Annotated in this window: 29 protein-coding genes; 24 read left to right on the top strand and 5 right to left on the bottom strand. The window is 54.3% G+C overall.

The genetic code is table 11. The annotated features are described in order from the left end of the window. Positions 1-13: 13 nt before the first annotated feature. The 3 genes from GCU45_RS21035 to GCU45_RS21045 all read left to right on the top strand — a co-directional run bounded on the left by GCU45_RS21035 (position 14) and on the right by GCU45_RS21045 (position 3203). Complete coding sequence (locus GCU45_RS21035; RefSeq protein WP_244364181.1) at positions 14-1513, top strand: DHA2 family efflux MFS transporter permease subunit; 1500 nt, start codon at positions 14-16, stop codon at positions 1511-1513. A gap of 30 nt (positions 1514-1543) precedes the next feature. Next, complete coding sequence (locus GCU45_RS21040) at positions 1544-2626, top strand: LLM class flavin-dependent oxidoreductase (protein ID WP_152400284.1); 1083 nt, start codon at positions 1544-1546, stop codon at positions 2624-2626. Positions 2627-2807: 181 nt separating this feature from the next. Beyond that, entirely contained in the window at positions 2808-3203 is a 396-nt protein-coding gene (locus GCU45_RS21045; protein WP_244364183.1) for a DUF1801 domain-containing protein, read from the top strand. Between the two features lie 59 nt (positions 3204-3262). Here GCU45_RS21045 and GCU45_RS21050 read toward each other — a convergent pair whose 3' ends face one another. Then, positions 3263-4000 (bottom strand): alpha/beta fold hydrolase, encoded by a 738-nt coding sequence (locus GCU45_RS21050; RefSeq protein ID WP_152400286.1) that lies wholly within the window; start codon positions 3998-4000, stop codon positions 3263-3265. 347 nt (positions 4001-4347) lie between these two features. On the opposite strand from GCU45_RS21050, the gene GCU45_RS21055 reads away from it, so the two are divergent. The 6 genes from GCU45_RS21055 (at position 4348) to tsaD (ending at position 8544) form a co-directional block, all read left to right on the top strand. Continuing rightward, positions 4348-4836, top strand: coding sequence for a DUF2269 family protein (locus tag GCU45_RS21055; protein ID WP_244364649.1), 489 nt, complete (start codon positions 4348-4350; stop codon positions 4834-4836). Between the two features lie 191 nt (positions 4837-5027). Then, positions 5028-5579 (top strand): nucleotidyltransferase family protein, encoded by a 552-nt coding sequence (locus GCU45_RS21060; protein ID WP_152400290.1) that lies wholly within the window; start codon positions 5028-5030, stop codon positions 5577-5579. Positions 5580-5693: 114 nt separating this feature from the next. Then, entirely contained in the window at positions 5694-6188 is a 495-nt protein-coding gene (gene tsaE / locus GCU45_RS21065) for a tRNA (adenosine(37)-N6)-threonylcarbamoyltransferase complex ATPase subunit type 1 TsaE (protein WP_425281210.1), read from the top strand. Beyond that, a complete protein-coding gene (gene tsaB, locus GCU45_RS21070; protein ID WP_152400292.1) occupies positions 6185-6961 on the top strand; it encodes a tRNA (adenosine(37)-N6)-threonylcarbamoyltransferase complex dimerization subunit type 1 TsaB in 777 nt (258 codons plus the stop codon). The genes tsaE and tsaB overlap by 4 nt, the downstream gene beginning before the upstream one ends. 19 nt (positions 6962-6980) lie before the next feature. Further along, a complete protein-coding gene (gene rimI / locus GCU45_RS21075) occupies positions 6981-7481 on the top strand; it encodes a ribosomal protein S18-alanine N-acetyltransferase (protein WP_152400293.1) in 501 nt (166 codons plus the stop codon). A gap of 16 nt (positions 7482-7497) precedes the next feature. Beyond that, positions 7498-8544 carry a tRNA (adenosine(37)-N6)-threonylcarbamoyltransferase complex transferase subunit TsaD gene (tsaD, locus tag GCU45_RS21080; protein ID WP_152400296.1) on the top strand — a complete coding sequence of 349 codons (1047 nt, stop codon included), beginning with the start codon at positions 7498-7500 and terminating at the stop codon, positions 8542-8544. Between the two features lie 627 nt (positions 8545-9171). Here the strand turns inward: tsaD and GCU45_RS21085 are convergent. Next, positions 9172-11136, bottom strand: coding sequence for an ABC-F family ATP-binding cassette domain-containing protein (locus tag GCU45_RS21085; protein ID WP_076174937.1), 1965 nt, complete (start codon positions 11134-11136; stop codon positions 9172-9174). Positions 11137-11328: 192 nt separating this feature from the next. Between GCU45_RS21085 and GCU45_RS21090 the strand changes: the two genes are divergently transcribed. From GCU45_RS21090 to ppk1, 9 genes are all read left to right on the top strand, one after another. Beyond that, positions 11329-11955: a 5-formyltetrahydrofolate cyclo-ligase gene (locus GCU45_RS21090; RefSeq protein ID WP_244364185.1), complete on the top strand. Its 627-nt coding sequence runs from the start codon at positions 11329-11331 to the stop codon at positions 11953-11955. Further along, positions 11936-12409, top strand: a complete 474-nt coding sequence (gene moaC, locus GCU45_RS21095; RefSeq protein ID WP_152400300.1) for a cyclic pyranopterin monophosphate synthase MoaC — start codon at positions 11936-11938, stop codon at positions 12407-12409. Before GCU45_RS21090 ends, moaC begins: the two co-directional genes overlap by 20 nt. 80 nt (positions 12410-12489) lie before the next feature. Next, positions 12490-12975 (top strand): MogA/MoaB family molybdenum cofactor biosynthesis protein, encoded by a 486-nt coding sequence (locus tag GCU45_RS21100; protein WP_076174928.1) that lies wholly within the window; start codon positions 12490-12492, stop codon positions 12973-12975. A 218-nt stretch (positions 12976-13193) separates the two neighbouring features. Beyond that, positions 13194-13451 (top strand): twin-arginine translocase TatA/TatE family subunit, encoded by a 258-nt coding sequence (locus GCU45_RS21105; protein ID WP_076175208.1) that lies wholly within the window; start codon positions 13194-13196, stop codon positions 13449-13451. Positions 13452-13547: 96 nt separating this feature from the next. Further along, positions 13548-14321, top strand: a complete 774-nt coding sequence (gene tatC / locus GCU45_RS21110; protein WP_089550500.1) for a twin-arginine translocase subunit TatC — start codon at positions 13548-13550, stop codon at positions 14319-14321. Between the two features lie 371 nt (positions 14322-14692). Then, entirely contained in the window at positions 14693-14974 is a 282-nt protein-coding gene (gene groES, locus GCU45_RS21115) for a co-chaperone GroES (protein WP_076174926.1), read from the top strand. Positions 14975-15066: 92 nt separating this feature from the next. Beyond that, positions 15067-16695: a chaperonin GroEL gene (gene groL, locus GCU45_RS21120; protein ID WP_076174923.1), complete on the top strand. Its 1629-nt coding sequence runs from the start codon at positions 15067-15069 to the stop codon at positions 16693-16695. A 191-nt stretch (positions 16696-16886) separates the two neighbouring features. After that, entirely contained in the window at positions 16887-17798 is a 912-nt protein-coding gene (locus GCU45_RS21125) for a Ppx/GppA phosphatase family protein (RefSeq protein WP_167527178.1), read from the top strand. Continuing rightward, positions 17795-19933 (top strand): polyphosphate kinase 1, encoded by a 2139-nt coding sequence (ppk1, locus tag GCU45_RS21130; RefSeq protein ID WP_152400303.1) that lies wholly within the window; start codon positions 17795-17797, stop codon positions 19931-19933. Before GCU45_RS21125 ends, ppk1 begins: the two co-directional genes overlap by 4 nt. Before the next feature lie 150 nt (positions 19934-20083). Here ppk1 and GCU45_RS21135 read toward each other — a convergent pair whose 3' ends face one another. Further along, positions 20084-20311 carry a hypothetical protein gene (locus tag GCU45_RS21135; RefSeq protein WP_076174906.1) on the bottom strand — a complete coding sequence of 76 codons (228 nt, stop codon included), beginning with the start codon at positions 20309-20311 and terminating at the stop codon, positions 20084-20086. A 343-nt stretch (positions 20312-20654) separates the two neighbouring features. On the opposite strand from GCU45_RS21135, the gene GCU45_RS21140 reads away from it, so the two are divergent. Next, positions 20655-21332: a DUF4183 domain-containing protein gene (locus GCU45_RS21140; RefSeq protein ID WP_244364650.1), complete on the top strand. Its 678-nt coding sequence runs from the start codon at positions 20655-20657 to the stop codon at positions 21330-21332. Positions 21333-21462: 130 nt separating this feature from the next. Next, the gene (locus GCU45_RS21145; protein WP_152400307.1) at positions 21463-21747 is read left to right on the top strand and encodes a DUF4183 domain-containing protein; all 285 of its coding nucleotides are present in this window, start codon (positions 21463-21465) and stop codon (positions 21745-21747) included. A 44-nt stretch (positions 21748-21791) separates the two neighbouring features. Here GCU45_RS21145 and GCU45_RS21150 read toward each other — a convergent pair whose 3' ends face one another. Next, complete coding sequence (locus GCU45_RS21150; RefSeq protein ID WP_152400309.1) at positions 21792-22472, bottom strand: SOS response-associated peptidase; 681 nt, start codon at positions 22470-22472, stop codon at positions 21792-21794. Positions 22473-22599: 127 nt separating this feature from the next. Between GCU45_RS21150 and GCU45_RS21155 the strand changes: the two genes are divergently transcribed. The 3 genes from GCU45_RS21155 to GCU45_RS21160 all read left to right on the top strand — a co-directional run bounded on the left by GCU45_RS21155 (position 22600) and on the right by GCU45_RS21160 (position 23514). Continuing rightward, positions 22600-22797 carry a YqaE/Pmp3 family membrane protein gene (locus tag GCU45_RS21155; RefSeq protein WP_076174899.1) on the top strand — a complete coding sequence of 66 codons (198 nt, stop codon included), beginning with the start codon at positions 22600-22602 and terminating at the stop codon, positions 22795-22797. Positions 22798-22985: 188 nt separating this feature from the next. Continuing rightward, positions 22986-23108 (top strand): hypothetical protein, encoded by a 123-nt coding sequence (locus GCU45_RS34415; protein ID WP_260869427.1) that lies wholly within the window; start codon positions 22986-22988, stop codon positions 23106-23108. A 202-nt stretch (positions 23109-23310) separates the two neighbouring features. Next, on the top strand, positions 23311-23514 hold the full coding sequence (locus GCU45_RS21160; RefSeq protein WP_105442089.1) for a DUF6199 family natural product biosynthesis protein: 204 nt from the start codon (positions 23311-23313) through the stop codon (positions 23512-23514). Positions 23515-23570: 56 nt separating this feature from the next. Here GCU45_RS21160 and GCU45_RS21165 read toward each other — a convergent pair whose 3' ends face one another. After that, positions 23571-24329, bottom strand: a complete 759-nt coding sequence (locus GCU45_RS21165; protein WP_152400311.1) for an SDR family NAD(P)-dependent oxidoreductase — start codon at positions 24327-24329, stop codon at positions 23571-23573. 149 nt (positions 24330-24478) lie between these two features. Here GCU45_RS21165 and GCU45_RS21170 point away from each other — a divergent pair, with 149 nt between their 5' ends. After that, positions 24479-25747 carry a helix-turn-helix domain-containing protein gene (locus GCU45_RS21170; RefSeq protein ID WP_152400313.1) on the top strand — a complete coding sequence of 423 codons (1269 nt, stop codon included), beginning with the start codon at positions 24479-24481 and terminating at the stop codon, positions 25745-25747. The last annotated feature ends 344 nt before the right edge of the window (positions 25748-26091 follow it).

Genomic DNA, 26091 nt, shown 5'->3' on the forward strand with positions numbered 1-26091 from the left:
GGGAGGTTATGAATTGTCAGTCACGATGAATGCTGCCGCGGCAAAGGCCGAAGAGGGGCAGGGCAGTCTGCCGTTTTGGCCGGTTCTGCTCACCCTGTTCTGCGGTTCCTTTGTCGGCATGTATCCCATGGTTTCATTAAACGTTTCGCTGCCCGGCTTTATCGGCATCTTTCACACCGGCCTCGGGACGGTGCAGTGGATCATTACGGGCTTTACGCTGGCCTTCGGCATGATTGCTCCCGTCAGCGGCTATCTCTCCAGCCGTTTCGGCGGCAGGCGGATGTTTCTGCTGTCACTGGCCGGAATCACCGTCAGTTCCGTAATGTGTTCCCTGTCCTGGAATATTCATGCACTGATTTTCTTCCGCATCTTGCAGGGCTTATGGTGCGGACTGATTCAGCCCGTGTCCCTGGCCATGATTTATCAGACGCTGCCGCGAGGAAGACAGCCTCTAGCGGTCAGCGTCTGGTCGTTTTCGACGGTGCTTGGCACGGCGGTGGGCCCCTCGGTTAGCGGGTGGCTTCAGCAGCACGACTGGCACCTGATTTTTCTCGTGACGCTGCCGGCCGGTATTCTGGCCTGGTTGGCGGGCCGTATCCTGCTCCCGAAGGATGTTCGGGGTCCGCAAAAGCGTCTGGATGCCGCCGGACTCCTGCTGGCCACTGTGGGCAGCCTTACCATCCTGCTGCTGTTCGGCAATCTGCACGCCTGGGGCATGCGGTCGGCCTGGACGTGGAGCTGCCTCCTGATCGGCGGCGCATGCACCGCTCTTTTCATCAGGCTCGAGCTGCGCGCGAAGGAGCCACTGCTGAACCTCAGATTGTTCGGCAATTTCACGTTCGCCGCAAGCCTCGGTGTATCGCTGATCTTGTCCTTTGCCCTCTACTCCGGCGTATACTTTGTCCCGCTGTTCCTGGAAGAAGTTCAAGGGCTGTCTTCTTTTCAAGTCGGGCTGCTCTTTCTTCCCGCGGCCGCGTGTCTGACCCTGGCCACGTTCCTGTCAGGGAAAGGATACCGCACCTTTGGGCCGGCAGCGCTGATTGCCCTGGGCAGCCTGATCCTGCTGGTGACGACTTTTCGCTTCAGCCGGCTCGGCACGGAAACGACGCTCGTCTCCGTCATGATCTGGCTGGCGATCCGCAACGTCGGTACGGGGCTGTCGCTGACGCCGGCGACCAGCGCGGCGATGGCGGCGGTTCCGCAGTCCGAATCGGGCCATGCGTCGGCCCTGATCAACTGGCTGCGGCAGCTATTCAGCGCGGGAGCGCTCGGCATGTTCACATCGGTGTTTTATGCGCGGATGAGCGTGCACGAGTCCCGTCTGCACGCTAACTATGCGGCGCAGGGCACGGAGTGGATACGCCGCGAGGCGTATACGCGGAGCATCGACGATGCGTTTTTGTTCGCGAGCGCGCTGGTGGCGCTGGCCATTCCGCTGGCGCTCCTTCTGCGCAAACGGAAGGAAGCGGCTGGTGCCGGACCACGCCTGGAGCAGCCGACCGAACTCAACTGATTTTTGAATGGATAGGAGGCCAGATTCCATATGAAAGTGGCTGTATTTAGCCTTATGATGAATCTTCCCAATGCAGTAACAGGGGAGTCCTTGACCGCGCAGCAAAAGTTCCACAACGTCATCTCGCAGGCGGTCCTCGCCGAGAAGCTTGGCTTCGACGCTTACGGTGTGGGAGAACGGCACGGAGCTCCCTTCCTGTCCTCGGCGCCGCCTGTAGTGCTGACCGCCATCGCGTCCCGCACGACCCGCATCCGCCTGCTCACCACCGTGACTGTGCTGAGCGTGCTTGATCCGGTGCGGGTGGCCGAGGATTATGCCACACTGGACCATTTGTCCGGCGGCCGGCTGGAGATGATCATCGGCAAAGGAAACGACCCCCGGCATTATCCGCTGTTCGGCATTACGGAGGAAGAACAGTGGGATTCGATGGAAGAGCGGTACAGGCTGCTGAAACGGTTGTGGACTGAAGAAAACGTCACTTGGGAAGGAAAGTACCGGCCGCCGCTGCGGGAAGTGACGACGTTCCCCCGTCCGTATCAGGCCTCCATTCCGGTTTGGCACGGCAGCGCTTCGAGCACGCGCTCGACCGAGCTGGCGGCCAAGTTCGGAGAGCCGATTTTTTCCTCCAACGCCTTCCATCCGCAGGCCAAGTATAAAGCGCTGATCGATCATTACCGCGAGCGTCTTGCCTATTACGGCCATGATCCCGCCAAAGCGGTCGTCGGCGCGGGCTCCGGGAGCCTGTACTTGGGAAATACGACCGAGGAGGCGATCCGGCAGTACCGGCCGTATTATACGGCCTTCAGCGCAACGGAATCGGCAAAACATAACCAATCGCCTTTTCACAGCCTGGAAGATCAGATCGAGAACGGCCCGGCGCTGATCGGCAGCCCTGAAAAGGTCATCGAGAAAATATTGAATTACCACGAGGCGTTCGGCCATACGGTGCTGAGCATCGGTGTGGATGGGCTGACCGAGTCGGAGCAGCAAGAGCAGCTGCAGCGGTTCGCGGAGGAAGTGCTGCCGGTACTCAGGCGCGAAATTCCTAGTCGGGTATGGGAGAGCGGACCGGTGCTGGCCGGGGAAGAGACAGCGGTTTTGTCCGAATCTTGAGCGGGTTGATAGGCAGTCCATAGACCCAGGGAAAGAGATAGAGAAAAGTGCGTAAGGTGGTTACGCACTTTTTTTATTTTTCTATTCAGTTGGTCATCACAAAGATCGGACGGAGGCAGGACATACGGTATGACGCAGCGAATGTAGTGCACCAAAATAATCGGAGTCAGGAGTGATAACCGTGCCAAAGCCGTCCAGCCAGCATGTGGAGGACTTTCTGAACCAGCTGGATCATCCGCTTAAGCCTGAAATGGAGGAAGTTCGGAAAATCATATTGAACACGGATAAAGGGCTCTCCGAGCATATCAAGTGGAACGCCCCAAGCTTTCTCTTCCAGAATGACGACAGGGTGACCTTTAATCTGCATGGAAAAGGATTTTTCAGGCTGGTGCTGCATCGCGGGGCGAAGTCAAAAGATCCTGTCAACCTTAGGCCGTTTTTCGAACAAGCGCAGGAGCTGCTGGAATGGTCTGCGCCTGACCGGGCAACGATCCGATTTACCGGTATGGATGACGTCGAGTCCAAGCGGGATGTGCTGCAGGCCCTCATCCGCAAATGGCTGGAGGTCTCCGGGTAACAAGTAAAAGTGGAAGAGGGCTCCAATAATGCAGACAGGGGTGCCCGGCCGTCTGCCCGTTACCCTGCCGCGGACACCGAGGTACAAAACTTTTGTAGCAGCTGACGCAGCTCATCCGGGTGGCTCAGCATGGGCAGATGGCCGGACTCAAGTCGTTCGACGCGGGCGCCCAAATTTCCGGCCATCTTGTCCTGCAGGCCCGGCTTCAGCTCCTGATCCTGACCAAGCTTGATGTACAGGGAAGGGACCTGAAGCCGGGAAGCAGCCTCTACCCGGTCCGTGTAGACCCGGATCGATTCGGGGGTAAACCGGCGGACGATTTCGTCGGCCTGCTCCTCGGTGAGATCGCTGCAGAGCCCGCGGCGGATGGCTTGTTCCGGAGGCTTGGTCCCGAACAAGCGCATCATCAGGGGCAGCAGGAGCCGCTGCCCTGAAGGGAAGGCGGACGTGAACGATCCCCCGCTTGCCGGGATCACCGCTCCGATGGCGGCAAAACCGGCGACCCGGTCCGCCATTTCGTCGGCGATGCTCAGACCGAGTACACCACCGAGAGAATGAGTGACCAGAATGAATTTTTCCACATCCCAGCTGCGGATCTGCTCCTTTACATGTGCACAATAATCCTTTAAGGACAGCTTGCTTGTTCCTCCGTTTTTCGTTCCTCTGCCCGGATAGTCCACCGTCAGACAAGGCGCCGGCAGCTCCCCTGTCACCCTGTCCCATATTTGGGCGTCCAGGCCCGCCCCGGGAATGAATACATATCCGATCTGTTTGCGATCCTTGAGAGCTTTTTCCATTTTAAATCTCCTCCATGTTCATTTTTTAATGTAAAGCCGGCAGACGATGCTGTCAGCGCATTGGCATATTTGCGGGCTGTTTGCCCTTCAACCCCATCATACCCCTACTTCACTGACAACTCCGGTCAGTGGAGATTTGTCGAATGGCCGTTTTCCTAAAATGACTGTCGATTCTGCGGCTTCCCTAATTCGCCATATTCCGCGGCTGCTGGGGCTTGCCGCCAAATTTCACGGATTGCGTACATCGTTGTCACAGGTTTGCAATCTCCGGCCGGTAGGATAGGACTTATGGCCTGACTCCGAAAGTTGCGGGCTTGGGGGAAGGGAGGAGGACAAATGTGAAGAAAATGAGCGCACCCGTCATGAAGTGGCTGAAGATCGTGCATATCGTATTGGTGTCCTTGTTTTTTGGCGGCATTCTGAGCTCGGTGACCGTCAACTTTGCACTAGGGTTAGGCAGCTATGAAGATACGCTGAAATCTTATAAAGTCATCGTGCTCATCAGCGACGGTGTGATCCGGACGGGGGCCGTGGGGACGCTCGCGGTCGCCTTCGTGTACGGCTTTTTTACGCCATGGGGCTTCTTCAGGCACCGCTGGCTGGCCGTGAAATGGATTTTGTTTCTGCTGCAGACGTTCATGGGCATTTTCGTCGTGGATAAGCTGATGCTTGCCAATCTCTATCTGCTGGAGACGATGGGGCCGGAGGCGCTTGAAGACCCTGGATTTCTCCGTAACCATGGTCTCAGAAATGCGTTCGTCTTCATCCAGATCGTTCTGACGCTGGTCATATTCATCATTTCGGTCATCAAGCCATGGAAAAAGAAACGAAGATAGTTTTCGATACGATCATTCACGCCTTACGCGCGAAATATAACCCCTGTCCCTTCCCGGACAGGGACTTTGCTCGTTGGCAGGAAGCCGCGGGAGTCCGCTGGTCGCTTTTCTCCCCCAACGGTACTTCTGTGATTCCGTGATATAATGAAGGAACACGGCGGATGAGCCGCCAAAGGAATTGGAGGATGCGTATGTCCTACGAAGAACGTTTACGGCAGTATATCCTGGAGAATGATCTTTTACTGAAAGATCTGGAACGGGTGCGGGAGCTTGGGCTTCCGCAGTGCTACATCGCGGCCGGGTACGTCAGGGGGACGGTGTGGGACCGGCTGCACGGATATGTGAACCAGGCGGCCCATACCGATATTGACGTTATTTACTATGATCCGGGAGATCTGTCGGAGGAACGCGAATGGCTGCTGGAGCAAAGACTGATCGAACAAACCGGGAATGATAAATGGTCTGTTAAAAATCAGGCGCGCATGCATATCCGCAACGGCAATCCGCCTTACCGTTCCTCGGAGGACGCGGTCAGCTGGTGGCCGGAGACGGCGACCGCAGTAGGCGCACGCCTGAATACCGGGAACAGGCTGGAGATCTTGGCCCCTTACGGGCTGGACGATCTGTTCGGCCTCGTCGTACGCAGGAGTCCCCGGTTTGAGGATAGAACCTACTATATCAGCCGGGTACGGTCGAAAAACTGGAAGCAGCAGTGGCCGCAGCTGACCATCCTTGAGGATTAGGGATAAGGCTGACTGGAACACACGGCCCCCAGTCCTTGCGGGTGTCAGGGTTGACCGATATAATTAAGGGCAAGTTGCATTCAAGGATTTGGAAGGAGAAGGTGGAATCCCATCGTGGAAAGCAATCATAACGGGAAACCGTTCATCTATTCCTCCCGCAGCCCCGAGGATACGGAGGCGCTGGCCGCGTGGCTGGCAGGCGTAGCGGAGCCGGGGACCGTGATCGGCCTGGACGGCGATCTGGGGGCGGGAAAGACCGCCTTTTCGCAGGCGTTCGCCAGACATTTTGGGGTGCAGGATGTTGTGAACAGCCCCACATTCACCATTATTAAGGAATACGAAGGGCGTCTGCCCTTTTACCATATGGATGTCTACCGGGTGTCTCTGGAGGAGGCCGAGGATCTGGGACTGGACGAGTACTTCTTCGGAAACGGCGTCAGCCTGGTCGAATGGTCGCAAATCATCGAAGAACTGCTGCCGGACCGGCATTTGCATGTCTACATCGAGACTGTCGGCCTCACGGAGCGAAGCATTACGGTCCGGGGGTATGGGCAGCCTTATGAAGAATGGGTCGGCAGTTTGAACAGAAATGGAGTCGTATCAACATGAATAACGAGAATTCACAGCCGCTGCGGCGGTTTTTGGCGCTTGATACCTCGACGGCCTGCCTGGCGCTGGCGGTCATGGAGGACGACCGCGTGCTCCATACAATCGAGGCTTCAGGCGAGCGGAATCATTCGGTCCATCTGCTGCCTTTGATCCAGAAAGGCCTCCGAGAAGCCGGCGTGGAAGCATCCCAAGTCGACGGCGTCGCCGTGGGCGTTGGCCCGGGTTCTTATACCGGAACGCGGATTGCCGTCACGGCCGCCAAGACGCTGGCCTGGGCCTGGAACGTGCCGGTCGCCGGCATTTCCAGCCTGCATGCGCTGGCCTGGAGCGGACTGATGGCCGGTCCGGACACTCGGGCCTCAGGCGGAACGAGCTGGGTCATTCCGCTCGTGGACGCTAGAAGAGGACAGGCGTATACGGCCTTGTTTGCGGCCGGGCAGGCGGTCATCCCGCAGCGGAAGAAGGACGATGCCATCCGGCTGATGCAGCCGTGGGTGGAGGAACTGGAGCAGCTCCTCTTGTCCATGCCGGAGGAAGAATGGCCGGCTGCCGTCCATTTTGTCGGCGAGATCGGCAATCATCAGGAATCGGCGCAGAGGCTGCATCCCATGCTGGGAGACCGGCTTCATCTGACTTCCTGCGATATGAAAGGGGAGCCGGTAGGGCAGCTTGGTGCGGACCGCCTCCTCCGGGGAGAGCGGGATGAGCTGCACGCCCTGGTGCCAAACTATACGCAGCTTGCCGAAGCTGAAAAGCTCCTGCGCAAGCCGTGAAGGGAGTCTTTTGACAATCATGGAGCAGGAGATCAAACAGGATGCGGAAGGATTAACTTTCCGTCCGATGACATTAGAGGATATACCCGCCGTGATGGTGATCGAGCATGACGCATTCACTCTGCCCTGGACGGAGGAAGCGTTTCGGAACGAGCTGACGCATAATCATTTTGCGCGTTATATGATGATGGAATGGAACGGGGAGCCTGTCGGATATGCGGGGATGTGGACGGTCATTGACGAAGCGCATGTGACGAATATTGCCGTTTTGTCCCCTTACCGCGGCCGCAAATGGGGAGAGCGCCTGCTGCTTGAACTGATGAAGACAGCCTCGCAGCTTGGCATGAAACGGATGACACTCGAAGTCCGGATCTCCAACCGGGTGGCGCAAAATTTATATATGAAAATGGGATTCGAGCCGGCCGGACTCCGAAAAGGGTATTATTCGGACAACCAGGAGGACGCGATGATCATGTGGGCCGAGCTGTTTCCGGACCGCAGTCAGAACGCCCGCGGCTAGGAAGGAAAGTACACAAATGAATCAAGCCAACATACAATCACAACCATGCTATATTCTGGCGGTGGAAACGAGCTGTGACGAAACGTCCGCCGCGGTGGTCAAAGACGGCAAAGAGGTGCTCAGCAACCTGATCGCCAGCCAGATCGAAACCCACAAGGCGTTCGGCGGCGTCGTGCCGGAGGTCGCTTCCCGCAAGCATGTCGAGAATATTACGCTGATGCTTCAGGAAGCAGTGCAGGCCGCGGGCATCACCCCGCAGGACTTGTCGGCGATTGCCGTCACCCAGGGCCCCGGCCTCGTCGGGGCTTTGCTTGTGGGCGTCGTCGCGGCGACCAGTCTGGCGTTTGCGCTCTCGAAGCCGCTCATCGGCACGCATCATATTGCCGGCCATATTTACGCCAACAACCTGGTGGCCGACCTGAAGTACCCGTGTATGGCGCTGGTGACTTCCGGCGGGCATACGGAGCTGGTCTACCTGGAAAAAGAGGGCCACTTCGAAGTCATCGGGCGCACGCGGGATGACGCGGTCGGCGAGGCGTACGACAAAGTGGCGCGGGCGCTCGGCTTTCCGTATCCTGGCGGCCCGCACGTGGACCGTCTGGCGCTGGAATCCGAAGAGGCCGTCCCGCTTCCGCGGGTCTGGCTTGAGCCGGACACCTACGATTTCAGCTTCAGCGGCTTGAAGTCGGCGGTGCTGAACGTGGTGAACCAGCGCAAAATGCGCGGGGAGCCGGCCGCGGAGGGTGCGATTGCGCGCGGCTTCCAGGAATCCGTCGTGGAAGTGCTCGTCACGAAGTCGATCCGCGCGGTGAAGTCTTACCATGCGAAGCAGCTGCTGCTGTGCGGGGGCGTGGCGGCGAACAAGGGCCTGCGGGCGGAGCTGTCCCGCCAGTGCGAGCAGGAAGGCATCGAGCTGATTATCCCGCCGTTCAAATACTGCACGGATAATGCGGCCATGATCGGAGCCGCTGCTTATTTGAAATGGAAGGAGCAGCAGTTCGCCGGTTTGGACCTGCGGGCGATGCCGCAATTTTCGCTGGAGGAATGGTCCGTGCGCGCTTGAAAGCTGGCCGTACGTTTTCCCGATCATGAGATCCGGCCTGAGCCGGAGGGAAATCAGTAACATAGACCTTGTGAATTATGAACAGCCTGTTGTCTCGTTGATGAGACGGCAGGCTGTTTTGCATCTTTGACGGTTATGGCGGTTGTTGTCCGACGATAGGGGACGAAAAAGCCGTTATGCCGTCGAAGGCTCCTGTCATTCTTGTCGGAAGAATCGGCGAATCGGCAGGCTAAGGACCTATTTTGGGGCTATATCTTAGGACCTGGTCCTTGTCAAGATGTGGACAAGGTTATCCACATATTCCACCGAAATTGTGCACAACCACCTGTTTCTTAATAAAATCGCTGGTTTATAGAGGGGTGAAAATAGGGGATAGGTTTTTCACAGGTTTCCTGTGGGAATTGTGGATAATGTGGATAATTTGGTGGATAAAGATGGATATTTTACAAAGAGGCGCATTTGCTCAACAAAAAATGGCCCTTAAGGCCATCCTTTGTTGGAAGTTATGCACTTTTTTTGGGGATAAGGCTGTGAATAAGTGGAATCTTAACATCAAAACTTTTTTTGTAAATTTGACAAAAGTTCGAACATTTGAGCTTCCGCCGGCTCCATTTGTTGAAAATCGGCTTACTCCGCGGCCAATGTTTCCCATTCGGCATAAATCGTTTCCAGCTGGTTTTTCTTTTCCTCCTGCTGCTGCTGATGCTCCTGCAGGGCGACGTAGTCTTGGTAGACCTCCGGCTTGGCCATTTCCGCGTCAAGTTCCGAAATTTCTTCCTCCAGGCTCTGGATCTGCTCCTCGAGCGCGGCAAGCCTGCGCTGCCGGTTTCGTTCCTCGCGCTTAGCCTGTTTGTCGGCCTCGAACGAAGATACGCCGGATTTATCGCTGTTATCGTTTGCTGCCTCTGGTTTGGAGGGGCTGTTCTTCGCTCCGGCTCCGCCTGCCTGCTCAAGCGCTTCTTGGCTGAGCTCCTCCAGCTCCTGTTTTTTCGCTACATAGTCGTCATAGTTGCCGAGGTAATGCTCGGTCCCTTCGGGATGAAGCTCAATAATGCGTTCGGCCATTTTGTTCAGGAAGTACCGGTCGTGCGAAATAAACAGCAGGGTGCCTTCGTAATCGATCAGAGCCGACTCCAGCACTTCCTTGCTGAAGAGGTCCAGATGGTTGGTGGGCTCGTCCAGTATAAGCATATTGGCTTCCAGCAGCATCAGCTTGGCCAGCGATACCCTAGCCTTCTCGCCGCCGCTGAGCGCAGCGATTTTCTTGAGCACGTCCTCGCCGCTGAACAGGAAGTTGCCGAGCACGGTGCGAATCCGGGCCTCCTCCATGTGCGGGTAGGCGCTCCAAAGCTCCTCGAGCACGGTATTGGAAGGATTAAGGTTGGTCTGCTCCTGGTCGTAATACCCGATTTTGACCTTGGTTCCCCAGTGGATCGCTCCGGTCTGCGGCTGGCTGGTTCCGATCAGGCACTTGAGCAGGGTCGATTTGCCGATCCCGTTCGGCCCGATGAGCGCGACCGTTTCCCCGCGGCGCAGGTCGAAGGATACGTCCTTAAACAGCGCCTTTGGCGGCTGGAACGACACGGACAAGTCACGCACCTGCAGCACTTCCTTGCCGGACATGTACTCGACCTCGAAGGAGAAGTGGGCCTTCTTCAAATCGCCGAGCGGCTTGTCCATCCGGTCCATTTTCTCGAGTGCCTTGCGCCGGCTCTGGGCCCGCTTGGTGGTCGACGCACGGACGATGTTGCGCTGGATAAAAGCTTCCATCTTGGCGATCTCGTCCTGCTGCTTCTCATACATCTTCATCTGGGATTCGTACTCGGCCGCCTTGAGCTCCATATACCGGCTGTAATTGCCCGTATACCGCTTGGACTGATGCCGCTCGATCTCGACGATGGTCGTCACGAGGCGGTCCAGAAAATACCTGTCATGGGATACGACCAGCAGCGATCCGGAATACGCGCGCAAATAGTCCTCGAGCCAGGTCAGCGTCGCAATGTCCAGGTGGTTGGTCGGCTCGTCGAGCATGAGCAGGTCCGGGGCCTGCAGCAGGATGCGCGCCAGCGCTAGCCGCGTCTTCTGCCCGCCGCTGAGCGTGGCGATCGGGGTCTCCGGCGCAAAGCTGCCAAAGCCCATGCCGTGCAGCACGCTGCGGATCCGCGTTTCCATTTCGTAGCCTCCGTGGTCCTTGAACCAGTCCGAACGGGAAGCATAACGGTCCAGCAGATCCTGGTATTTCTTCGGATTGTCCATCACCGCCGGATCGGCTATTTGTTGCTCCATCACCCGGAGCTCTTTTTCCGTCTCAATTAAAGGGGTGAACACATCCAGCATTTCTTCCCAAATGGTACGGTCGGATTGAAGCCCGCTGTTCTGGGCGAGATACCCGATCGTCGTTTCCTTCGATTTATAAATTTGCCCGCCGTCATAGGACATTTCCCCTGCCAAAATTTGCAGAAGGGTCGACTTGCCCGCGCCGTTGACGCCGACGAGGCCGATACGTTCCCTCTCTTGAACCTGCAGGTTGATGCCTTCCAGCACGGGAGTGATGCCGAATAATTTTTTGATTCCGCTCGCTTGAAGAAGCATGTGACGTTGCAACCTCCATCTATCATCTTAATAAGATCAGTTTACATGAAATACTGAGAATGCGCGACTTGCAGTGCAGGACTTCGGGACAATCTTGGCGAAAGAGAAGCAACAGTGGTAAGATAAGAGCAAATCAACGGATGCAGGACTGAAAATCGAAAGCGTCGTTGGATGCCACAGGGGGCGGCTTGGATGAAAGAAGAGAAGGCGCGTCTTCGCTTTGCCATGCGGCAGGTGCGGGATGGTCTGCCGGAAGAGGAGCGGAGACGCGCTTCCGATCAGGCCTGCCGTCATGCATCGGCGTGGATGGAAGCGGCTGGATGCCGGAGCTTGATGGTGTACGTTCCGTTCCGCAGCGAGCTGGACACGCGGCCGCTGATCGAACGGGCCTGGCTTCGGGGTGCAGATGTGTACGTCCCGCGCTGCCATCCGGGGGATCGTTCCATGACGATTCACCGGCTGCGGCGGTGGGACGAGCTCCAGACCGGCGCATACGGCATCCTGGAGCCGGACCCCGAGCGGGTGCAGGCCGAGCAGGACGGGATGCTGCCGGATGCGGTGCTGGTGCCTGGTCTCGCTTTTGATCTCGAAGGGGGAAGACTCGGGTACGGTGCGGGGTACTACGACAGGCTTTACGAACGATGGAGCGCTGCGGCCGGGGACGGTACCATGCCTGTGTGGGCCGGGATCGGTTTTGCGCCGCAGGTAGTAGACCGCGTCCCCATGGACGAGAACGACGCCCGTCTTCAGGTCCTCATAACCGACCAAGGGATATACACGATGAACAAGGGGGCTGACGATGGATCTGACGCATTTTAACGAACAAGGCCGGGCCAAAATGGTAGACGTCTCGGAGAAGGACGTCACCTCGCGTACGGCGGTGGCCCGCACGACGGTCACGATGGCGCCAGAAACGCTGGCGCGGATCAAGGAAGGTCGGATCGGCAAAGGAGACGTGCTCGCCGTCGCTTCTGTTGCCGGCGTCATGGCGGCGAAGAAAACGTCGGATATCATTCCGATGTGTCACCCGCTGCCGCTGACAGGCATTGATATTCATTTCAGCGATAACAGAAATGATGAACTTTATATAGAAGGAACTGTGAAGACTACGGGCAAGACCGGCGTCGAAATGGAGGCGCTGACCGCCGTATCGGCTGCCGCTCTGACGGTCTATGACATGTGCAAGGCACTGCAGAAGGATATGGTCATCGGTCCGACCCGGCTGGAATCCAAGACCGGGGGCAAGAGCGGCGACTACAGCCGCGAAGCTTGAGTATAGTCGAAGAAGGACGTGCTCGGATCAGACGGTTCACAAAGATAAGAACTTAGGGTTAAAGGAGGAGGGGTGATCTTATGGTGTGGAGAACAGCGATCCTGACGGCAAGCGATAAGGGAGCCCGAGGTGAACGTGAAGATACGAGCGCACAGGTCATCCGGGAGCTGGTGGAGGAGGAATTGGGCGGGGAGATCGTGGAATACCGCATCGTTCCTGACGAGCAGGATGATATTATCGCGTCGCTCATTGAGTTAACCGATTATTTCCAGGCGGACCTGGTGCTCACGACCGGAGGTACGGAGCTGGCGATCCGGGACGTAACGCCGGAGGCCACACGCCGGGTCATCGAGCGGGAAGTGCCGGGCATCGCGGAGGCCATGCGGGCGACCGTCATGCAGAAGAACCGCGCAGCGATGCTGTTCCGCGGCATTGTCGGCATCCGCGGACGGACGCTGATCGTCAACCTGCCGGGCTCGCCCAAGGGCGTGCACGAGCACTTGGCGGCCATTATGGACCAGCTGCCGGAAGCGCTGCTGATGGTGACCGGGCAATACCGCCAATAATCCAGCATTTACCTGACTTTTTTCAAAATTGTCACACTTATTTGATATTGTAATGATCCGTGATATGGTATGATGGCGATGTGGCAATTTTTTGTCATTGCTGTGAACAAGCCCAATCGAATGCAAACATCCATCAATGATCTGCTTTACTCGGACACGGTGTGTTACATATCCGGATTTTGGTTAAGAGTAAAGTACAGAGAGGAGAATACCATATGCTGAGTGGAATCGGTGTGCCAGGCATTATTTTGCTGGTCATTTTGGCATTGCTGCTGTTTGGACCCAACAAGCTCCCTGAACTCGGACGGGCCGTCGGCCGCACATTCCGCGAGTTCAAGGACGGTGCCCGCGATATCATCGGCGAAGACGATCAGGCGCCGCGCAAGAGCGAGCCTAAGCCGCTGGCCGCAAGTGAAACGCAGCAGCCTGCACCTGTGCAGAGCAGCGCTGCCCAAGATAAGCGCCTGCCGGAGTGATTTCGGGGAGAAATCCAGGCAGTCTATATCCATCCCTTCCTTGCGGGGAGGGATTTTGTTTTGTCCGGAAGGCTTAAAGCGAAGGAAGGTGACCTCATCGTGGAAAAACAGGAAGAAATGTCGATCGTTGAGCATTTGGGCGAGCTGCGCAAACGGATCATTTACGTCCTCGTTGTGCTCGTGCTCGGGCTTGTGGTCGGCCTGGTCTGCGCCAATCCCATCTACCAGTACCTGATCAGCGTCGACTCGGCGAAGGATTTCGAGCTGCACGCATTTTCCTTCTGGGACGGGATCGGCATGTACATGAAGATCGCCATGATCGTATCGCTTGTGGCGACGATTCCGTTTACGGCGTACCAGCTGTGGGCTTTCGTCAGTCCGGGGCTCCGCGAAGTGGAACGCAAAGCCGCGCTGCGCTATGTGCCTTACGTATTTCTGCTGTTTCTGGCCGGACTTGCCTTCGGCTATTACGTTGTATTCCCGATGGCGCTGGGCTTTACGACCCAGGTGACCGAGTCGATGGGACTGAAGGAGACGTACGGCATCTCCCAATACTTCAGCTTTTTGTTTACGCTGGTCGTGCCGGTGGCGCTGCTGTTCGAGCTGCCGATCATCGTCATGTTTCTGACCAAGCTGCGGATCCTGAACCCGCTGCGGCTGCGGAAAATGCGGAAGGTCGCCTATTTCGCCCTCGTATTCATCGCGATCGTCATTACGCCGCCGGATTTCATCTCGGATTTTCTCGTGACGATTCCGCTGCTCGTGCTGTATGAGTTCAGCGTGTTTTTATCCTCCGTCGTGTACCGCAAGCAGCTGGCTGCGGATGCGGCGGTGGAGGCCAGATACCGGTTCCCGGCCGAACCGCAATAAGAGGACACAGGCATTCTTTTTCTGGACGGAAAAAGGATGCTTTTTTCTTTTCTTCGAAAATGGGCATTTCTTTTTCAGAAATCAGGGAAAACGGCATATTTCGGATTCCGGTGGATACAATGATGGAGGGTGTCTTATTCGCTGCGGAGGCCTGTGACAGGCTTGTCCGGTGCAGGATGGGACGGGTTCGGCGGAGGTGCTATGAAAAGTGTGAAGTTCTTAGAAAAATGCTTCAAAGAGGACTTGAAATCTGTTCCCAAGTTGAGTATCATAAAAGTGGTTGTTAGCACTGAACGTTGTCGAGTGCTAACAAGAATCGTCAACCAGACTTTAACCGCAGCACAACATACTAAATAAGGAGGCTATTTTTCATGATCAAACCTTTGGGTGACCGCGTTTTGGTAGAACCAATCCAACAAGAGGAAACAACTTCGTTCGGGATTGTCCTTCCGGACTCCGCCAAGGAAAAGCCGCAAGAAGGCAAAATTATCGCTGTTGGCAGCGGAGCCGTTAAAGACGGGGCACGCGTTCCTTTGGAAGTCAAAGAAGGCGACCGTGTGTTGTTCTCCAAATATGCCGGAACAGAAATCAAATATGAAGGTAAAGAATATTTGATTATGAAAGAAAGCGACATACATGCAATCGTAGGCTAAGCGACTTTTTGATCCGGCGAGGATTGAATTTTCGGCGAAGAGCCTGAACATATGAGCAACATCTATATCATTTATGGGAGGTTTTTATCAACATGGCAAAAGATATCCGTTTCAGTGAAGACGCACGCCGCTCCATGCTGCGTGGTGTAGACGCTTTGGCTAACGCTGTAAAAGTGACGCTCGGACCTAAAGGCCGCAACGTCGTTCTGGAGAAAAAATTCGGCAGCCCGCTCATTACTAATGACGGTGTGACGATCGCTAAAGAAATCGAACTGGAAGACGCTTTTGAAAATATGGGCGCTCAGCTCGTTAAAGAAGTAGCAACCAAAACCAACGATGTAGCCGGTGACGGTACGACGACTGCTACGGTTCTGGCTCAAGCCATGATCCGCGAAGGTCTGAAGAACGTAACTGCAGGCGCTAACCCAATGGTTGTCCGCAAAGGGATCGACAAAGCGGTTAAAGCGGCAGTTGCCGAGCTGAAGAACATCGCAAACGAAGTTAAAGGGAAACAAGAAATCGCTCAAGTCGCTTCCATTTCCGCAGCTGACGAAGAAGTGGGCCAACTGATCGCCGAAGCGATGGAAAAAGTGGGCAAAGACGGCGTTATCACCGTTGAAGAATCCCGTGGATTCGCTACAGAGCTTGAAGTCGTGGAAGGTATGCAGTTCGACCGCGGCTACATTTCCCCATACATGATCACCGATACGGATAAAATGGAAGCTGTGCTTGAAAATCCATACATCCTGATCACGGACAAGAAAATCAGCAACACGCAGGAAATCCTGCCGCTGCTTGAAAAAATCGTTCAACAAGCCAGACCGCTTGTGATCATCGCTGAAGACATCGAAGGCGAAGCTCAAGCGATGCTGATCGTGAACAAACTGCGCGGCACGTTCAACGCGGTAGCCGTTAAAGCTCCTGGCTTTGGCGACCGTCGCGAAGCAATGCTGCAGGATATCGCTGCCCTGACTGGCGGCCAAGTGATCACCGAGAAGCTCGGCCTGGATCTGAAGAGCACATCCATCGAGCAACTGGGTAACGCCCGTCAAGTGCGCGTAACGAAAGAAAACACAACCATCGTTGACGGAAGCGGCGAGAAGAGCGACATCAACGCTCGTATCTCCCAAATCCGTTCGCAGCTGGAAGAAACCACTTCCGAGTTCGACAAAGAGAAACTGCAAGAGCGTCTGGCTAAACTGGCCGGCGGCGTAGCAGTTATCAAAGTCGGTGCTGCAACCGAAACCGAACTGAAAGAGCGCAAACTGCGCATCGAAGACGCCCTGAACGCAACCCGCGCTGCGGTTGAAGAAGGTATCGTATCCGGTGGCGGTACAGCTCTCGTGAACGTATATCATGCGGTAGCTGCCGTTGACGTGACTGGCGACGAAAAAACAGGCGTGAACATCGTTCTGCGCGCTCTCGAAGAGCCAATCCGCACGATCGCTGCCAACGCTGGTCAAGAAGGTTCCGTAATCGTGGACCGCTTGAAGAAAGAAAAAGTGGGCATCGGCTACAACGCGGCTACAGACGAGTGGGTGAACATGTTCGAAGCAGGTATCGTTGACCCTGCGAAAGTAACACGTTCCGCGCTGCAAAACGCAGCTTCCGTTGCGGCTATGTTCCTGACAACAGAAGCCGTAATCGCCGACAAGCCAGAGCCTGAGAAGGCTGCTGCTCCAGACATGGGCGGCATGGGCGGAATGGGCGGCATGATGTAATATAAGGCTCCCAAAGCCTGATATAGCAATAAGAGAAAGGCTCCCGAGAGGGAGCCTTTTTTGTATGCCTATATCGCCATATTCGACTTAATTTGCGGCTATTTCTAGGACATCTTCCTGATTTTACATTGCGATAACATTTCGAGATTAATATATGAGAGAAAATGTAGATTTAAGGTGTGGTGAACAGGTTGATTGCTGCAATTGTTGACGTCGGATCAAATACGATCCGTTTGACCGTATACCAATACGAAGGTCAGGATACACAGGTATTGTTTCATCGTAAAACCATGGCCGGGCTTGTCCATTATATCGACAAGAAGCGCATGAGTGACGCCGGCATACGGGTCGTCTACCAGACCCTGAACGACTATATAAGCATGCTGAAGCAGCTGCCCGTTATACCGGACAGCATTCATGTGTTTGCAACGGCCGCCATCCGCAATATCGCCAATACCCGGCAAGTGGTCGATGCGATCCGCGAAAGCGCCGGCATTGAGGTGGAGGTGATTTCGGGCGATGAAGAGGCCAGGCTCAGCTATGTGGGAGCTATGCACAATGTAGAGCTGGAGGAGGGCGTACTCGTCGACATCGGCGGCGGGAGCTCTGAAATTGCCGTTTTTCAAAATAAAGAGATTTGTTACAGCGATAGCCTGCCTATCGGGTGCTTAAATGCCTACGAGAAATGCGTCGAGAAAATTATTCCGTCCGAGAAAGAGCGACAAGCGATTGCGGAACTGGTTCAAAAGCAGCTGCAGGCCATGTCCATCCCGGAACTGGGTCCCCTGCCGATCTGCGGCGTGGGCGGCACGATCCGCGCATCCTTCAAATTGAAGGGGGTTCTTGGCGAAACGGATCATGCCAACCAGATGAGCATCGAAGAGCTGCAAGGGATGATTCGGCGTTTTAAAAACCACAAGAAAAAGCATATCGCTCCCATTTTGATGAAGACGCCGGATCGGATTCACACCCTGATCCCAGGGATGATTCTGCTTAACGAAATCGCCCGTTTTTTTCAAAGCGAAGTGGTGCATATCAGCCGTTTCGGGGTTCGTGAAGGGTTTTTATACGATCGCTTAGCCAAAGGAAGTGAAGAGAAATGACAGCCTCCACGCCATTGAAAACACAAACCTCTTATATGCAGAACCGGGAGCTATCCTGGCTCAGGTTTAATGAGCGCGTGCTTGAAGAAGCGATGGATGAGCGGGTTCCGCTGTTCGAGCGTCTGAAGTTCGTTTCCATCTTCACCAGCAATTTGGATGAGTTCTATATGATCCGGGTCGGCAGCTTAACCGATTTGGCCGGTATGAAGGAAGAGCATCGGGATAACAAAACCGGATGGACGGCCCAGGAGCAGTTGAATTACATTTTTGAGGCCACCGAGCCTTATTATGAGAAGCGAAACGCTATTTTTGCCCAGATCGAACAAGCTTTGGAGAACTATCAGATTTACCGCGTCGGCATGGATGACCTCAGCAAGCAGGAGAAAAAGTTCATTGAGGATTATTATGCAGAGCATATTTTCCCGGTCCTGTCGCCGATTGTGGTCGATTCGCATCATCCGTTTCCGCATCTGATGAACAAGCAGCAGTACGTGATGTGCAGTTTCGAGGACAAAAACCAAACGCTTGGCATTATCCCGGTCTCGCCGTCTTTTCCGGACTTCATCCAATTACCTGGAGATTCCTTTCGGTACATATTGACGAGCCACGTCATCCTGGGATATGCCAAGCAGCTGTTCAATATGTACAAAGTGAGCAGCACCCAATTGGTAGCCGTTACCCGGAACGCCGACATTGCGCTGGATGACGAACATCTGGAATACGACGACGATGACGATATCCGGCAGCTGATGAAGAAGACGCTCAAGAAACGGGCGCGCCTGGCTCCGGTCCGATTGGAGGTCGAAGGCCAGCTTCCCAAACGCGTCGGGCAATTGTTGTGTGACAAGCTGCAGCTGAGCCGCAAACAAGTGTTCAACAGCGTAGCTCCGATCGTGCTGAACTATCCGTTCGAGTTGATCCAGCGCATGCCGAAGCATTTGGAAATGAAATGCACGTATCCTCCTTTCAGGGCCAACAATCTTCTCGATACGCAGGCCTATCCTACGGTGACGGAATGGTGCTTGAAGGAAGATATGATGCTCTTTTACCCCTATGATTCGATGGAGCCTTTTCTGCAGCTGCTCAAGGAAAGCGCCGAGGACCCCCATGTCGTGTCGATCAAGATCACGATTTACCGGCTGGCTCAGCACTCGATCATTACCCAATATTTATGCCTCGCGGCCGAAAACGGCAAAGACGTCACCGTCCTGATTGAACTGCAGGCGAGATTCGATGAACAAAATAACATTGAATGGGCCGAGCGGCTGGAAGAGGCCGGCTGCCAGGTCATCTATGGCGTCGAGGGCTATAAGGTTCACAGCAAGATATGCCTCATTACGCGCAAGGACCGGAATAAAATTCAATATATTACGCAGATCAGCACGGGCAATTACAACGAAAAGACCGCCAAGCTGTACACGGATGTCTCAATGATGACCTCGCATGAAGAGATCGGGCGCGACGCGGACGCCTTCTTCAAAAATATGGCGATCTCGAATCTGGACGGGCAGTACCGGCATCTGCTCGTCGCGCCGAATCATTTTAAGCAGCCCCTGCTTGAATGCATGGACCGGGAGATTGAGAAAGCAGGGCGGGACGAGCCGTGCCGGATTTTGATGAAGTCCAATTCCTTGACGGACAGGGAAATTCTGCAGAAGCTGTTCGAGGCATCGGAAGCCGGGGTTCCCGTTCAGCTCATCATCCGCGGGATCTGCTGCCTGCTGCCGGGCGTCCCGGGAAAAACGGACAATATTACGGTTCGCAGCATCGTCGGACGTTTTCTCGAGCATTCCCGGATTTTCTGCTTCGGTGTGGATGAGGATTGCTCCATCTACATTTCGTCAGGGGATTTAATGACGCGCAGTACGACCCGCCGTGTCGAGACGGCTTGCCCGGTGTATGACCCTCGGCTGAAGCAGCGCATCCTTCATCATCTGGATGTCATGCTGCAGGACAATGATAAAGCAAGGCAAATGTCCAGCAACGGGCAGTACAAACGGCTGTCCTCGCCGTATGAAGCCAACCTGATGGACAGCCAGAAGCATTTCATCGAAGAGGCAATGCAGGGCATGGACCGGCGGCAGCCGAGACATTTGCGCTTTTGGCGCAGGTGGGCCCGCTTGCTGCAGCATTGATTGGGCACAAATTCAGGATTATTAACATCCACGATACCAATGGATTCAAAAAAGATGACTCCCGTATGATACTGGGGTCATCTCTTTTATAGCTGCAAGCCTATTAAAAGAGCTGCCTAGCGGCAGCCTTTCGATCCTCAACATTAGCGTTTAACCTTCCCCTTGTTGAATCCACTCCCCGAACTGTTTCATGGCTTTCTCGCTGTGCACGTATTTGTACTTTTTGCCGTCGTCGTAATGGAAAATCGCCGCGCTGTCCTCGTCGCCTTCGATTTCGGACGTGATCGATAGTATACGCTGGGTGTCGAGCAGCTTGAAATTGCCTTGGTCGTCTTCGGCGGGAATCGCCTGTTGCTTCGGTTCTTCTTCCATATTCATCGTTGCAGCCTCCATAGGTCGTTTGGTTTTATTGTACCCGAACGGAAAGCGATTTGCATGGATGCCACCAGTTTTTCTCATTATGCCTAATTTTCCAACCTTCATCCGGTGACACCGAAGATAGCGAAAAGTCCACTCTCATGATGTGCATTGGACATATACATATGTCATATACACATATTCCTAATTTTTTAAGGGAAGGGTGCCGCAAATGGGAAAAGGAGGAAAAACGAAGCGCACATATGTAAAGAAGAAAATAAAATGCATCGGCGCGAAAAGAATCAAAAGGGCCGTCGTTTGCAAAAAGGTGAACCCTAGAAGAAAACGGAAGATCCGAACTTTGATGGATCAGCATGCCTTACAAGCGGCAATCGAGGAAGCCAAGGCACAAATCAAAGCAGAGCTGGCGCTATTGACCGGGATGCAGGGCGATCATGGTCCTCAGGGGGAACGGGGGGCGGATGGTACGGCAGGACTGCCCGGGATTCCCGGACCGCAAGCCCTACAGGGGGTACAGGGCCCTCCTGGGACGTCAGGTCTGCGCGGGCCGGAGGGGCCGCAAGGCGTACAGGGGCTCCCCGGACAACCGGGTGGCCCTGGCCCCCAAGGGGCACCAGGGATGCAAGGGGCACCAGGCGCACCGGGCATTCAAGGGCCGGCTGGTCCGGAAGGACCCGAAGGTCCGCAGGGCCCGCCTGGACCTGTCGTTATACCAGGAGTAACTGTGCTGCCGACGGCCGCCCGTTATTTTTATCAGCCAGAGACCGATCTGGATTTAACGGCGTCGGCCGCGGTTGCGGCGAGCCAATTCACGAATGATGAAGGCGATGCGGTGGCCGATTTTTCGACGCTTGGTCCCAATAGTTTCAGCAACCTCTATATCAATGGGATCATCCAGCCGGGGAATTCGTACAGCATCAATCCGTCGGAACTATATTTTCCACCGCAAAGCACGACTATATATGCGGGGACTCCTATTGTTTTGGAAACGGTGCAGTTAACGGCGAATATTACAGTCTAGCACTTTTTCGTATTTTCCCCCACGCCAATTCAAACCTTCCTGCATTTAATAGGGTAGAGGATCAAGATGGTTTTCAAAGATTTTGGTTTGAAAATCTATTTGTTCCTCAACCAAGAAGGGAGGAGAGAATATGCCTATCGTAACCCCGTATCAGAACAGCGTGAGATTCACTTCGACCATTGGTGCAGGTACCGGAACCGGAGCGACCTTCGCTATAGCCGCAACGGCCTTCACCAATGACGCTGGAGTGGCTGCTACGGCGTTTCCTGGGACGTTCAACTACTATAACCTTTATTTGAATGGTTTGATGCAGACGGCCGACGTTTCGTCAGTGACAACAACGACGCTTACCATTCCTGGAGGCGATGTGTTGGACTCCGGTACCCCGGTTGTCGTTCAGTTTGTTGTTTCTTGATCAGACGAGGACTAACGGATGACCCGGAGGTCCTCTTTGCCTTTTTATTTGGAATTCAGGGCGATTTTCTCGATCAGTTCCTCACCTTCGTTCCGTACATTTCCGACCGATCCGGGCACGGGATAGGAGTACATGTCCTCTGCCTCGTAAGGCCGCAGCAGCCCCTGCAGCAAGTCCTTATCGGACACGCCGGGATCCAGCCAGATGTTCAGCTCTTCCTCACCAAGAATAACGGGCATACGGTCGTGGACCTTCTTCGTAAGGGAATTCGGCTTTGTCGTTATGATCGTGCAGCTCGTGATTATCTCGCCCTCAGGGCTTTTCCAATCATCGTACAGGCCGGCAAAAGCAAACACGTCTCTCGATTTAATCCGGAACCGGTAGGGCTGCTTATGCTCGCCTTCATGAGTCCACTCGTAGAATCCGTCTGCCAACACGGCCATTCGTTTCTCAGGAAAAGCGGACCGAAATGCCGGCTTGATGTCAATCGACTCCGCACGGGCATTAAACGTATGGTAGGCCATCTTTTTCGTCTTGGCCCAGAACGGAAGCAGCCCCCAGCGAAACCCCTGCAATATCCGCTTTCCGTGATCGCTTCGAACGCCGGCAACCGTTTGGGTCGGGGCTATATTATACCGTGGAGTTATTTCATATTGGACATCATCGATGTCAAATGGCTGGACGAGATCCTCTTCTTCAACCGCCAACGTATACCGACCGCACATGTCATGTCCTCCTAACTTCATCTCCGTTTTCTTTTTATTACCCAAAAAATGAGTGCGGCATAAAATGAAACGAAGATACCGCGGCGGCGTATTATAGATCATTCAAACAGAAATGAGGTTAACGCCAATGCGTTATTTATTATGCTTTCTTCCGCCGCTGGCCGTTCTGAGCTGCGGTAAATTGGGACAGTTCATCTTAAGCATCATCCTTACATGTATCGGCTACATTCCGGGCGTCATTCATGCGATGCTTGTGGTTCATTCATACAAAGAAGATCAACGGGCGGATCGGATCGTACGGGCGATTCGGGAGCAGCATCGGTAAAACGAGGGTCATTCTTATAATATAGAACAGGCGTCTGATATCAATTAAAGGTTCCCAAAGGTGGGGGCCTTTTCCTTTATATAGGATTCAACTATGTTGTTTTTCACCCAGCCGTTTTTTACTGCAACAAAAATTAACATACAGCCCACTTTCCTGTATAATTAAGGAAAAGTTGCGAGGTGGAACCAATGAAGCGTTTTTCCTTAGGGGATAAGATCCTGATTTTTTTCCTGCTCGGGTTGGCGGCACTGTTTATTATCAGTTTTTTTGTGGTGCGTTACATCATCCGGCATGTGTCGTTTGCTCCGTAAGCAGGCAGCCATTGATTTAAAAGGAGTGGCCCTATGAAAAATATGAGGTACAATCAAATCGAACGTTATGCGGATAGATCCACCTGGCTTTTGGATGTGCTGCTGTATCTCCCTCGGTTACTTATCAAATTGCTCAGTTAACTTGCTTATCTTGTAGCGACGGCTGCGTGATCCCGTTCTATCCATAAAGGAGTCGATACATATGCCAGTGCTGATCATGGGAATCGTGCTTGCTGCGATTGGCTGGTTTGCCAGAAAAAAGCCGGAATCGTGGTGGTTTCGAAGATTCGGCGAGGATTGGGATGCGGAGCTGAGTGAAGATCGGCGATGGTACCTTCGCTTTGCCGGCATGATTCTTATGATCTTCGGTGGACTGCTGTGTTTGGCAGGTGTGTTCAGTATTTGAGAATGAGAAAAACCCTCTCTGATTCCAGAGAGGGTTTTTGTCGTAAGCTAAGCCGCTTACAGTGTCAGGCCGCCGTCCACAAGGACTATGGAGCCAACCATATAGCTTGACCGGTCGGAGGCCAGGAAGGAGACCATTTCGGCCAATTCCTCCGGCTGCGCGTAGCGTCCGATCCGCATGTTGCTGACTTCTTCGGGCATATAGCCGCCCGCTTTGAACTGTTCTTCCACGCTTTGGGTCAGCGAGGTCTGCACGCCGCCAGGGCAGATGGCGTTGACCCGGATGCCTCTTTTCACGTATTCCATGGCTGCCGACTTTGTCAATCCGATCACCGCATGCTTGGTTGCAGAGTACACGGACACGCTGTGCTCGCTGCGGATGCCGGCGGTCGACGCCGTATTGATGATCGAGCCGCTGCCCTGCTTCTCCATCACTTTGAGTACATATTTCAGCCCCAGGAAGGCACCCTTCATGTTAACGGCAACGAGGCGGTCGAACTCCGCTTCTTCCACGTCGGCCAGCAGTGAAAATTTCTGGATGATGCCGGCATTGTTGAAAAAGGCGTCGATCCGGCCATAGGTGTCCACGGCGGCATTGACGTAGCGCTGCACGTCTTCGCTCTTGGATACGTCCGCCTGAACGAAAATGCCTTCGCCGCCCTGGTCCTGGACCATCCGCAGCGTTTCTTCGCCGGTTTCGCGGTTAAAATCGACCAGCACAACTTTGGCCCCATTGGCGGCCATCTTTAAACTGCTGGCTCTGCCGATGCCGCTTCCGGCGCCGGTGACCAGCACGATTTTATTTTCCAATTCCATCGTACATTCCCCCTAATCGATGATCATGATCTGTTCATTGACCATTGTACGAGGGTTTGATCGGCAAATATTGTACTTTTCTACGCTTAATTGTATTATTTTAATGTAAAGAAACCGTTATCATTTATGCCGGCAAAAGGGGGAGCGTCATGCGGTTCGCATTGGAAGAAATTAAATACGTGTGCCACCATCTGCATGAGGCCCATGGCGTGTCTGTATTTTACGTCAACACCCGCGGGCAATTTGCATATGAAAGTCCGGCTGCGAGCATCCGCCAGAGCCCGTATTATGTTCCGCTTCAGGAGCAGATCAGGGAACATGCTGTAAATGGCGGGCAGAAGAAGATTCCGGTCTTTTTTTCCATCAACAGGCTGCATTTTTTTCGAATCGGCCTGCAGCATGACGATGCAGTCTTGGGGCAAATCGTGGTCGGACCCTGTCTCGACACCGGGCTGGACGAAACGCAGATCGATTACATCACGGAGCTGATGCACGAATTTTCCAATGTCCGCGTGCTGATTGAGTTTTACCAATCCCTGCCGGTTATTGGCCCGGAGCGTTTTCGTTCCATGAGCCTGTTGGTTTACAGCCTGCTCTACCAGGAACGGTTGGACCCGGCACAGATCGTTGAGACCAGCGGTGAGCAGCCGCCAGAGAATCAGCAGCCGCATGCGCCGGATCTGGAGATTTCGCGGGAACGGATGAACCTGATTTCCCATACCAACCTTTCGCATGAGCGGGTGCTGCTGGATTATGTCCGCAAGGGACGCACCGATAAAGTCCAGGACGTCGTCCGTTATTCATTGATCGGCGAAGACGAGCTGGGCAAGCTGTCCAGGCGCAGCCGGATCCGCAGCGAGAAAAACCTGATGATCACCGGCGTGGCCTTGATTTGCCGGGCGGCGATCGAAGGCGGGCTGAACGAGGAGACGGCCTTTACGCTGAGCGATTACTATATTCAGCAGCTGGAGGAGCAGGAAAGCCTGCAGGCGATATCCAAGGTGATGACCGAGGCGGTTTTCGCATTTACGGAACGGGTGTCCAAGGTTAAGGAGCAGCAGTATTCGTCGACGATTACGGCCTGCCAGCACTATATTTCCGACCACCTCTACGACGACATTACACTCGAGCAGCTGGCGAAGCTGACCTATTTAAGTCCCAACTACTTATCCAGCCTGTTCAAGAAAAAAGTAGGTGTCTCCATCAGCGAATATATCCAGCGCGAAAGAATCGACGAGGCCAAAAAGCTGCTGACGCTGACGAAATACAAGGTTTCGGACATCTGCTCGTGGCTGAACTTTAACGATCAGAGTTACTTCAACAGGGTGTTTAAAAAAATGACCGGCGTGACGCCAAAACGGTACCGGGAGCAGGGCTCAGCCGGGCGAGCCGCGGAAAAAACAAAAGAACCAAAATAACGAATACAGGAAGAACAGGAAGAACAGGAAGAACAGGAAGAACAGGAAGAACAAGAAGAACAAGAAGAACAAGAAGAACAAAAAGAACAAAAAGAACAAAAAGAACAAGAAGAACCGAAGTTCCCTGGTTAACAAAGAGAAACGCAGCCTTGAGTTCCTTTGACGATTCATATGCTGCTGTCTAAGGGCAACAATGAAAAGATAAACAAGCTTCCAGCAGGCGCGTCCTGCGGGAGGCTTTTTTTAATATCCCATGATTTGGCGGTTTGACAATTCGCTGCTTCCATCCTAGAATTATACCCATAGGGGTATACGTATAATACCTCGATAAAAGCAACACATCC

Origin of the sequence: Paenibacillus cellulositrophicus (genome assembly GCF_009363095.1) — a bacterium.
GTDB lineage: Bacteria > Bacillota > Bacilli > Paenibacillales > Paenibacillaceae > Paenibacillus_AQ > Paenibacillus_AQ favisporus.